Below are 10,294 nucleotides of genomic sequence, written 5' to 3' on the forward strand. Positions count from 1 at the left end.
GTCCTGCCGGGTTACCCACGGATTCAAGCCTGCGTTCGGCCAGCGTGGTTTAACGGGGCGCCTGAGATCAAGATCAAAAGCCAGATCAAGATCACGAGCGGCTCGCTTCGCATCGTGGTTACGGTTGGGCGCTACAGAGTTGTGTAGATACCTATGGCTATCGGGGGCAAGCCCCCTCCCACATTTTGATCTCCACTGGAGGGGAGATTAGACGCGGAAGGCCTGCACCGCCGTGTTGAGCTGCCCGCCCAGCACCAGCAGGTGTTCGCCCTGGCTGCGCCCCTGGCCGATGCGCAGCAGGTTGTCCTCGCCCAGTTGGTGAATGCGTTCGCTGTTATCGCGAATCTCGCTCACGGCGCCGCTTTGCTGCGCAGTCACGTCAGCGATGCGCACCGCCGTCTCGGAAATGGTCTGGATCGCCCCGACGATTTCGTCCAGCGCGCCATCGGCGGCCTGGGCTTGCTCGGCGGTGGCTTCGGCGTGTTCGACCTGCGCACGCATGCCTTGCACCGATTGGTGGGCGGCGCTTTGCAGGCTGCTGATCAAGCCCTGGATTTCGGCGGTGGCGCCGGCTGTGCGTTGGGCCAGGGTGCGCACTTCATCGGCGACTACGGCAAAACCCCGGCCGGCCTCACCGGCGCGGGCGGCTTCGATAGCGGCATTGAGCGCCAGCAGGTTGGTCTGGTCGGCGATCGAGCGGATCACCGTGAGCACGCCGCCGATGGTGGCGGATTCCTCGGCAAGTTTCTCGATCATCTGCGCGTTTTGCTGCACTTCTCCCACCAGGGCGTGCAACCCGGTCAGGCTCAGGCCGATGACGCGCTGGCCTTGTTCCACGGCGATGCCGGCACTGCGACTGGCGCCAGCGGCCTGGCTGGCGTCGCCCGCCACTTGCTGGATGGTCGCTTCCAGTTCGCCCAGGGAGTCACGGATCTGCGCGGTATCCCCGGCCTGGCGTTCGGCGCCGTCGTGCAGGCCGCTGCTCAGTTCGGCAAGGGCGCGGCTGCTGCCGGCGACTTCTTCGGCGTTGCCGCGAATCGTGCCGACCAGGTCCACCAGATAAGCGCGCAGGCGGTTGAGCGAGGCCTGGATATCGTGCAGTTCGCGGTTGGTCCTGCCCAGGTCGATCGGCTGGCTGAAGTTGCCTTCGGCCCAGGTGGACAGCGCAGGGGCGAGGGCGGTCAGCACCCGCGCCAGGCGACGCTGCAAGGTGTCGATCAACAGGGCGATCAGCAGGATCAGGCCAATCATCAGTCCTTGTATCAGGCGCACCTCGCCCTGGATGCTGGCGTGTTGCGCGCGCACCACTGGCTCCAGGCCGGCGATGGCTTGGCGCACGCCGGTGATCTTGGTGCGGGTGGCGGCGGCGAGGTCGGCGCGTTGCTGGATCTGTTCGCGGGTGCGCTTGAGCTCGGCGGGGTAGCGGGTCAACAGGCCGTTGAGTTCACGCTTGAGGTCAACGCCGGTGTCCAGCGCTTCGGTTTTTTCAGTGTTTTCCAGGCCCATCAAGGCGGAAAAATCGTCGGTGCTGGATTCGGCGCTGGCCTTCACGCCCAGTAACGGCAGCTGTGCCAGCAGGTCGGCCTGGCTACGGATGTTGGCGATTTCACGCTCGACGTCATCGGCCAGCTCGGCGCGCCCGCTGCTGACCAGTTTTTCGCGCGCCAGGGACAACTTGCCCAGGTGTTGCGAGGCGGCCAGCAGCGGCGGCAGGTAGCGCGCGGCGTCCGCAGAATTGGCCGCGCCGGCGTACTGGCTCAGTTGCTCCAGGTTCGCCCCCAGTTCGCGTTCGGCTTGCAGCAGCAGCGCTTGCGGGTCGCCGGCCAGTTTACCGGCGGCGAGCAGGTCGGTTTTGCTGAAGGCATCCAGGTCCGCAAGGCTGGGGCGCAGGCTTTGCGCCAACTCGGGCGGCAGTGAGTCGAGCTGCTGCAGCAGGCTTTCCAGGCTCTGGCCGGCGCTGCTCAACCGCAGGGCATCGCCGCTGGCCAGGTAGTCGTCGATATTGCGTGCGGTCTGGTTCTCAAAGGCCTGGGACAGCCCCAGATAGCGCTCCATCAACAGGTACGGGCGCTCCAGTGCTCGTTGCGACCACCACAGCGTCGCGCCAAGTGCCAGGCACACGGCAACCAGAAGAAGGGTATTGAGATTGGTCAGCAGCTTCAGGCGCATGCGTGGTTTCAACCGACAGCAAAAGATAAGTGCCTGAAGTTATTGCGTTTCTATTACAGCGTTATGACCGAATCAGTGAATCCCGGTGAAAAGATGGCACTTTGCTTTGATGGGCGAGCCGCCTGCACGCGGTTGCGTCCGGCATGCTTGGCACGGTACAGCGCCTCGTCGGCCTGGGCGGCCATCATCAGGCCGTCGGAGCCGTCGCACAGTTCCACCAGCCCGGCACTGAAGGTGCACCATAAGTCCTGTGGCTGGGCCGGGTAGTGGATTTCGGCAAAGCGCCCACGAATGTCGTCCAGCACCCTGCAGGCCGATTCGAGGTCGGTGTCGGGCATCACGATGGCAAATTCCTCACCGCCATAGCGGCCGATGTAATCGGTCTTGCGCAGGCGCTGCTTGAGGAACAGGGCCAAGCTCTTGATGACGCGATCGCCCATGGGGTGACCGTGGCTGTCATTGACCCGCTTGAAGTGGTCGATATCCAGCATGGCGAAGCTCAGCGGCTTGTTTTCGCGACGGGCGCGGAAGCTGCAGTCTTCGAGCAATTGCAGGATATGCGTGTGGTTGTACAGCCCGGTCAGGCTGTCGCGCACCATCCGCGCCTTCAGATTGCGCGCACGCGCCGCGCGGTTGCGCACGGTGGTGATCAGATGGCGCGGCTTGATCGGCTTGGTCAGGAAGTCGTCACCGCCTTCGCTCATCGCATCGAGCTGTTTGTCCAGGTCGTCTTCGGCCGACAGGTAGATGATCGGCACGCTGACATAGCGGTCGTTGTGGCGAATCACCTTGGCCAGCTCGGTGCCGGTGCAGGCGGGCATGTACATGTCGAGGATGATCAGGTCGGGCTGGAAGTCCGCCAGCTCGGCCATGGCCTGGATCGGCTCGATCAAGGTGCGGGTGACGATGCCGGCGCTGTTGAGCAGGCGCTCGGTGTGCAAGGCCTGGGCACGGGAGTCGTCAATGATCAGCACTTTATACGGCTCGTATTGAGCGACGCAGGTCAGCACTTCGATCTTTTCCAGCAGGCTCGAGGCTTCCAGCGTGCCGGTGAGGAATTCTTCGCCGCCGGCGCGCACGGCGGCCAGGCGCGTCGGCGTGTCGGTTTCATGCAGGCTGAAAAACAGCAGCGGCAGCTTTTGCTCCAGGCCCTGCTGGGCTTCGGCGGCCAGTTTGAGCCCCAGTCCGGGGCCGCAAAAATCCACGTCCATCACGATCGCCGACGGCAGGCGCTCGGCCATGGAGGCGCGAAACGCTGCGACGCTGTCCAGGGACTGCGCGCTCATGCCGAAGAATTCCAACTGCTTGGCCAGGCGCTCGGCGCGGTCATGGTCGGCCAGCATTACGTAGATCGGTTTGCGCATCGGCGGCAGCAGGGTTTGCTCGAGTTGATCGCCCTGGCGCAGCCCGGTGCGCGACAGGCGCTGCATCAAACGGTTGAGTTCGGTGATCAGGTGGCTGCTCAGGCGGCCACGGTTTTCGTCCACGGCCTTGAGGGACTCGCCAATGTGCTTGGCCAGTTGACGGTGCTCGGGCTGTTCAAAACGCTCGGCAAAGCGCAGCAGGCGCAGATTGGCTTCGCTGAGCTCGGAGAAGTCGGCGTTCGACCATTCGCTGCGTTGCAGGCGCTGCCAGATCTCAAGAATTTGACGTGCCTGATGAATTACCCGCTGGGCAAAATGCTGCTTGAGACGCTCGCGGCTGGGGTCTTCTGACTCGGTCATATCCTGACTACTGTGAGGGTGCATGCTGAGGTCAACTAGTGGCCCTATGCTAGCACCTCTTTTCTATTGTATGAGTGTCATACGTCAATTAAGTACGCGTCGGCGGTATTCATTTTTTGACCTCGTGGTCGCGCTGTGTAAAAAGCGTGCATCCTTTATAGTTCACCCTCGGGTATGCGCCAGTCTGGTTTAAAAGCGCCGCACCGATGGGCACGATGGGGTAGGGTTGTGGTCGGAGTGTTTGACCGCACCCGGACAATTGATGTGCATGAACTCAAGTGATTGAAAGGATATCGCCATGCTGGACTGGAAAAACCGTGAAGGCAGTGCCAAAGGCCCCGCCCCTGAGCCCAAGTCGGCCAACCGCAGCTACGTTCGCAACCTGCTCATGAGTCGCGCCTTGCTCAGCGTGATCTGCTTGTACCTGCTGGTCACCGGTGGCCTGGGTTGGTATTGGAGCCAGGAGCCGGCGTTGTTTCCGGTCCAGCAAAACGCCCAGCTTGCCGCCGAGAAGGAAGGCAAACAGATGGTGATCGGCTACACCACCGTCGAAACCCTGAAAAACGTGGTCGGCACCTTGCTCAACAAGCCCGGCGGTTATATTTCCAATGACCGTTTCCCGCCAGGCCTGTGGATGGACAACATGCCGAGCTGGGAGTACGGCGTGCTGGTGCAGGTACGTGACCTGACCCGCGCCCTGCGCAAGGATTTCGCCCGTTCCCAGTCGCAGTCGGCTGAAGACGCTGACCTGGCCAAGGCCGAGCCGCGTTTCAACTTTGACAACAAGAGCTGGGTGCTGCCGTCCAGCGAGTCGGAATACCAGGAAGGCATCAATTCCCTGAGCCGTTACGAAGCACGCCTGTCCGACCCCAACCAGAAGGGCGCGCTGTTCTATGCCCGCGCCGACAACCTGAACAACTGGCTGGGCGATGTCGCCACCCGTCTGGGTTCGCTGTCGCAACGCCTGTCGGCCAGTGTGGGCCGCGTGAAGCTGAACACCGCGCTGAAAACCGAAGCGCTGGCGCCGGGTGAAGTGCCGCAGGTCGATGAAGAAGTGGTGGAAACCCCCTGGATGCAGATCGACAACGTGTTCTACGAAGCCCGTGGCCAGGCATGGGCACTGTCCCACCTGCTGCGCGCCATCGAAGTCGATTTTGCCGACGTGCTGGCCAAGAAAAACGCCACCGTCAGCGTGCGCCAGATCATTCGTGAGCTGGAGGCCTCGCAGGAACCGGTGTGGAGCCCGATGATTCTCAACGGCAGTGGCTTCGGGGTACTGGCGAACCATTCGCTGGTGATGGCGAACTACATTTCCCGGGCCAACGCTGCAGTGATCGATTTGCGTCAGCTCCTCAATCAGGGTTGATGATGGACGCTACTCAAAAGGAGGCCGCCCACCGGGTAGCCTCCGATGCTGAACTGATCCAGTGGGTTGACGAACATGACAACCCGCTCGGCAACCTCGTCAGGTCCGACCTGCGCAACCGCGGGCTGATTGGCCGTTGCACCTTTATCTTCCTGTTCAATTCCAGGGGCGAGCTGTGTGTGCATCGGCGCACCCTGAGCAAAGCGCTGTACCCCGGGTTCTGGGACACGGCAGCGGGCGGGATGGTCGCGGCAGGGGAAACCTATGCCGATTCGGCGGCCCGTGAGCTTGCCGAAGAACTGGGCGTCAGCGGCGTGGAATTGATCGAACATGACCATTTCTATTTTGAAGACGGCGACAGCAGGCTTTGGTGCACCTCCTACTCGGCGGTATGGGACGGGCCACTGTGCCTGCAGCCCGAAGAAGTCATGGAAGCGCGCTTCCTGCCGATTGAAACGGTGTTGAGCGAGGCCAAACACAAGCCTTACTGCCCGGACGCGCAAGAAGGCCTGCGGCGCTATCTGGCGTTGCGTCGCTAAAGTTGCATGAAATGGCGCCATTTGGCCCTTAGCAACTTGGCTTTTTGCCGTTACACTGCGCCACTTTTCATCCCCTAGAGGATTGCCGGTGGCCAAGAAAGCCGCATCCTTCGCCGCCCTGGGTGGCCTGGTATTTTCCACCGATGCAGGTCGACACTGCCCGGACTGCCGTCAGCCCGTGGATTCGTGCACCTGCAAACAAACCCTGATTCCCGAAGGCGACGGCATTGCCCGCGTACGCCGCGAGAGTAAAGGCCGTGGCGGCAAGACGGTGACCACCATCACCGGTGTGCCGCTGGCCGAAGAGGCGCTCAAGGAACTTGCCACCACGCTGAAAAAGCGCTGCGGCACCGGTGGCGCGTTGAAAGACGGGGTCATCGAAATCCAGGGCGAGCATGTCGAGTTGCTGTTGGCCGAGCTGATCAAGCTCGGTTACAAGGCCAAGAAGTCCGGCGGCTGAAAGCCTCTTCCCGGCCTGTGTCTAAACTCTGCCCTGCGAGCGAGGTCTACCTCCCTTACAGGCAAATCGTCATTTTCATTCTTTAGACTGCGCCAGCCTCCGCTTGAGGTGGCGCCTTCGCCTTCATTTATAGGGGACTTCGATGTCCGTACGACGCACACGCAAAGACGATGGCAGCCAATGGACAGTTGCGGACAGCCGCAGTGTTTACGGGATTCGCCATTGGGGGGCCGGTTATTTCGCGATCAATGAAGCCGGTCGCGTAGAAGTCCGTCCTAACGGTCCGAACAGCACGCCTGTCGATCTGTACGAGCAAGTCGACGAGCTGCGCAAAAGCGGCCTGTCGTTGCCGCTGCTGGTGCGCTTCCCCGATATCCTGCAAGACCGTGTACGCCAGCTCACCGGTGCCTTCGATTCGAACATCGAACGCCTGGAATACCAGAGCCAGTACACCGCGCTGTACCCGATCAAGGTGAACCAGCAGGAAGCGGTGATCGAGAACATCATCGCCACCCAGAACGTCTCCATCGGCCTGGAAGCCGGCTCCAAGCCGGAGCTGCTGGCCGTGCTGGCCCTGGCGCCGAAGGGCGGCACCATCGTCTGCAACGGTTACAAGGACCGTGAATTCATCCGCCTGGCGCTGATGGGCCAGAAGCTCGGCCACAATGTGTTTATCGTGATCGAGAAAGAATCCGAAGTTGAATTGGTGATCGAAGAGGCCGCCAGCCTCAAGGTCAAGCCGCAGGTGGGCCTGCGTGTGCGCCTGTCGTCCCTGGCCTCGAGCAAGTGGGCGGACACCGGTGGCGAGAAGTCCAAGTTCGGTCTGTCGGCGGCGCAGCTGCTGTCGGTGGTCGAGCGTTTCCGCGCGGCCGGCCTGGACCAGGGCATCCGCCTGCTGCACTTTCACATGGGTTCACAGATCGCCAACCTGGCCGACTACCAGCACGGGTTCAAGGAAGCCATTCGTTACTACGGCGAACTGCGCAACCTTGGCCTGCCGGTGGACCACATCGACGTGGGCGGCGGCCTGGGCGTGGACTACGACGGTACCCACTCGCGCAACGCCAGCTCGATCAACTACGACATGGACGACTACGCCGGCGTGGTGGTGGGCATGCTCAAGGAGTTCTGCGACGCGCAGAGCCTGCCGCATCCGCACATCTTCTCCGAGAGTGGCCGTTCGCTGACCGCCCACCACGCCATGCTGGTGGTGCAGGTGACCGACGTCGAGAAACACAACGACGAAATCCCGACCATCGAAAACAAGGAGAGCCTGCCGGAAACTGTGCAATGGCTGGTGGACCTGCTGGGCCCGACCGATATCGAGATGGTCACCGAAACCTACTGGCGCGCCACTCACTACATGAGCGACGTGGCCACCCAGTACGCCGACGGCAAGCTGACCCTGGCCGAGAAAGCCCTGGCCGAACAGTGCTATTTCGCCGTGTGCCGTCGCCTGCACAACTCGCTCAAGGCTCGCCAGCGCTCGCATCGCCAGGTGCTGGACGAACTCAACGACAAACTGGCCGACAAGTACATCTGCAACTTCTCGGTGTTCCAGAGCCTGCCGGACACCTGGGCCATCGGCCAGGTACTGCCGATTCTGCCGCTGCATCGCCTCGACGAAGAGCCGCTGCGCCGCGCCGTGCTGCAAGACCTGACCTGCGACTCCGACGGCAAGATCAAGCAGTACGTCGACGAACAGAGCATCGAGACCAGCCTGCCGGTCCATGCCTTGAACGAGGGCGAAGACTACCTGCTGGGTATCTTCCTGGTCGGCGCGTATCAGGAAATCCTCGGCGATATGCACAACCTGTTCGGTGACACCGACTCGGTGAACATCTACCAGCGTGAAGACGGTTCGGTGTACAGCGCCGGTATCGAAACTCACGACACCATCGAAGACATGCTGCGCTATGTGCACTTGTCGCCGGAGGAATTGATGACGCATTACCGTGACAAGTGTGCGAGTGCGAAGATCAGTGCCAGCGAGCGCACTCAATTCCTGGACGCATTGCGCCTGGGCCTGACCCGTTCTTCCTACCTGTCCTCGTAAAAAATGTGGGAGGGGGCTTGCCCCCGATAGCGGAGTGTCAGGCAACTGATTTGTTGCTGATGTACTGCTATCGGGGGCAAGCCCCCTCCCACATTTGGATTGCGTTTTTTCAGTTGGCTCCGAGCCACAGCCCTTGCCGATTCAGGCGCCAGGCAATTGCCCACAGGGTCAAACTGCGCACCGCCATGAACAGCAGGAAGGTGATCCACAACCCGTGGTTGCCCAACCCCTGCAATGCCCACGCAAGCGGCACCACCAGCAGCACCGTCAGCAACATCCCATTGCGCATTTCCCGCGCTCGCGTGGCGCCGATAAACAATCCATCGAGCAGATAACTCCACACTGCAATCAACGGCAATACCGCAAGGTAGGGCAGGTAGCGGTCGGCGGTTTCGCGCACGCTGGGAATGTCGGTTTGCATGGCGATAAACAGGTGGCCGCCGAAGGTGAACAGCAGCGCGAAACCGACGCTGGCGATCAGTGACCAACCACAGGCAACCACCAATGATCGTTTTAACGCCTGGCGGTCACGTGCGCCGATGGCGTGGCCGCACAGGGCCTCGACAGCGTGAGCGAGGCCGTCCAAAGCGTGTGCCGTCAGCAGCAGGCCGTTGAGCAACAGCGCATTGGCCGCCACGGTCGCATCCCCCAGCCGCGCGCCCTGTACGGTGATCATGAAAAACACCGACTGCAACGCCAGGCTGCGGATAAAGATGTCGCGGTTTACCGCCAGCAATGGGCGCCAGCTTTGCCACAGCTTGAGCGCGGCCCAGGCGATATGGCCGGGGTAGGCGCGCAAGGCTTTTTGGGTGAGGGCCAGGCCGAGCAGGGCACCGGTCCATTCGGCAATCACCGAGGCGCGGGCCGAACCGACCACGCCCCAATCCAGGCCCAGAACGAACCACAGGTTCAGCGCGATATTGACCAGGTTGGTGGTCAGCAGGATCGCCAACGGCGCACGGGCGTTCTGGGTGCCGAGGAACCAGCCGACCAGCGCATAGCTGGCAAGGGCGGCGGGCAGGCCGAACAGGCGCGTATGGAAGAATTCCCGGGTCAGTTGGTTCAGTTCGGCCGAGGGTTGCATCCACTCGAGCGCCAGGTGGCTGAGCGGAATGCCCACGCTGCCCAGCAACATGGCCAGTCCCAGCGCGAGCAGCAGGCCTTGCAGCAGCACCTGGCGCAATGCCGCGCCGTCATTGCGCCCGGCGGCCTGGGCGGCAAAGCCGGTGGAGCCCATGCGCAAGAAGCCCATGGCCCAGGCGAGGAAGGTATACAGGCTGGCGCCGACGGCCACGGCGCCCAGTTGGTGGGCATGGGGCAGATGGCCGATGACCATGCTGTCGACCAGGGCCACCAGCGGCACGGAGATATTCGACAGGATCATCGGCGCGGCCAGGGCCCAGACACGGCGATGGGTGGGGCGGTGGCGCCAGTCGGCGAGCAGGGCGGTCATGAAGGCTCCTAGGTGGAGCGCCATTGTAACCGGCCATTAACCCCACGGCAGATCCAATGTGGGAGGGGCGGTACGACGATTCGACTTGCCCCCGATGGCGGCCTCTGGGTCGACCAGGATGTCGTGTCGATCCCGGCCCAAATGTGGGAGGGGGCTTGCCCCCGATGGCGGCCTCAGAGCCGGCCAGGATGTTGTGTCGATCCCGATCCAAATGTGGGAGGGGGCTTGCCCCCGATGACGGCCTCAGAGCCGACCAGGATGTTGCGTCGATCCCGATCCAAATGTGGGAGGGGGCTTGCCCCCGATGACGGCCTCAGGGCCGACCAGGATGTTGTGTCGATCCCGATCCAAATGTGGGAGGGGGCTTGCCCCCGATGGCGGCCTCAGAGCCGACCAGGATGCTGGATCAGACCGAGTACATATCCGTTTCTGCGGTCACGGCTGCTTAGGGTTCCGCCCTGACGGCGGCTCACTTTTGAAAAGCGCAAAAGTAAGCAAAACGCTCTTGCCCCACCACTCGGCACCTC

The 10,294-nt window shown here is 62.3% G+C and carries 7 protein-coding genes; 4 read left to right on the forward strand and 3 right to left on the reverse strand.

Annotation, left to right across the window (positions count from 1 at the left end; all coding sequences use genetic code 11):
* Positions 1 to 207: 207 nt before the first annotated feature.
* A complete protein-coding gene (locus tag BFP93_RS20275) occupies positions 208 to 2,169 on the reverse strand; it encodes a methyl-accepting chemotaxis protein (RefSeq protein ID WP_065894605.1) in 1,962 nt (653 codons plus the stop codon).
* Between the two features lie 53 nt (positions 2,170 to 2,222).
* Positions 2,223 to 3,893, reverse strand: a complete 1,671-nt coding sequence (locus BFP93_RS20280) for a response regulator (RefSeq protein WP_065894606.1) — start codon at positions 3,891 to 3,893, stop codon at positions 2,223 to 2,225.
* Positions 3,894 to 4,191: 298 nt separating this feature from the next.
* On the opposite strand from BFP93_RS20280, the gene BFP93_RS20285 reads away from it, so the two are divergent.
* The 4 genes from BFP93_RS20285 (at position 4,192) to speA (ending at position 8,314) form a co-directional block, all read left to right on the forward strand.
* The gene (locus BFP93_RS20285; protein ID WP_065883460.1) at positions 4,192 to 5,259 is read left to right on the forward strand and encodes a DUF2333 family protein; all 1,068 of its coding nucleotides are present in this window, start codon (positions 4,192 to 4,194) and stop codon (positions 5,257 to 5,259) included.
* Positions 5,260 to 5,261: 2 nt separating this feature from the next.
* Positions 5,262 to 5,798 (forward strand): NUDIX hydrolase, encoded by a 537-nt coding sequence (locus BFP93_RS20290; protein ID WP_065894607.1) that lies wholly within the window; start codon positions 5,262 to 5,264, stop codon positions 5,796 to 5,798.
* Between the two features lie 88 nt (positions 5,799 to 5,886).
* Positions 5,887 to 6,258: a translation initiation factor Sui1 gene (locus tag BFP93_RS20295; protein ID WP_057724111.1), complete on the forward strand. Its 372-nt coding sequence runs from the start codon at positions 5,887 to 5,889 to the stop codon at positions 6,256 to 6,258.
* 142 nt (positions 6,259 to 6,400) lie between these two features.
* The gene (gene speA / locus BFP93_RS20300) at positions 6,401 to 8,314 is read left to right on the forward strand and encodes an arginine decarboxylase (protein ID WP_065883466.1); all 1,914 of its coding nucleotides are present in this window, start codon (positions 6,401 to 6,403) and stop codon (positions 8,312 to 8,314) included.
* 109 nt (positions 8,315 to 8,423) lie between these two features.
* Here speA and BFP93_RS20305 read toward each other — a convergent pair whose 3' ends face one another.
* A complete protein-coding gene (locus BFP93_RS20305) occupies positions 8,424 to 9,767 on the reverse strand; it encodes an MATE family efflux transporter (RefSeq protein WP_065894610.1) in 1,344 nt (447 codons plus the stop codon).
* Positions 9,768 to 10,294: the final 527 nt, after the last annotated feature.

Source organism: Pseudomonas sp. 44 R 15 (assembly GCF_900004965.1).
Lineage (GTDB): Bacteria > Pseudomonadota > Gammaproteobacteria > Pseudomonadales > Pseudomonadaceae > Aquipseudomonas > Aquipseudomonas orientalis_A.

Coding starts and splice junctions, on each gene's coding strand:
- BFP93_RS20285 (WP_065883460.1), top strand. CDS start 4,192: ATGCTGGACTGGAAAAACCGTGAAGGCAGTGCCAAAGGCCCCGCCCCT.
- BFP93_RS20275 (WP_065894605.1), bottom strand. CDS start 2,169: ATGCGCCTGAAGCTGCTGACCAATCTCAATACCCTTCTTCTGGTTGCC.
- BFP93_RS20305 (WP_065894610.1), bottom strand. CDS start 9,767: ATGACCGCCCTGCTCGCCGACTGGCGCCACCGCCCCACCCATCGCCGT.
- BFP93_RS20290 (WP_065894607.1), top strand. CDS start 5,262: ATGGACGCTACTCAAAAGGAGGCCGCCCACCGGGTAGCCTCCGATGCT.
- BFP93_RS20280 (WP_065894606.1), bottom strand. CDS start 3,893: ATGACCGAGTCAGAAGACCCCAGCCGCGAGCGTCTCAAGCAGCATTTT.
- speA (WP_065883466.1), top strand. CDS start 6,401: ATGTCCGTACGACGCACACGCAAAGACGATGGCAGCCAATGGACAGTT.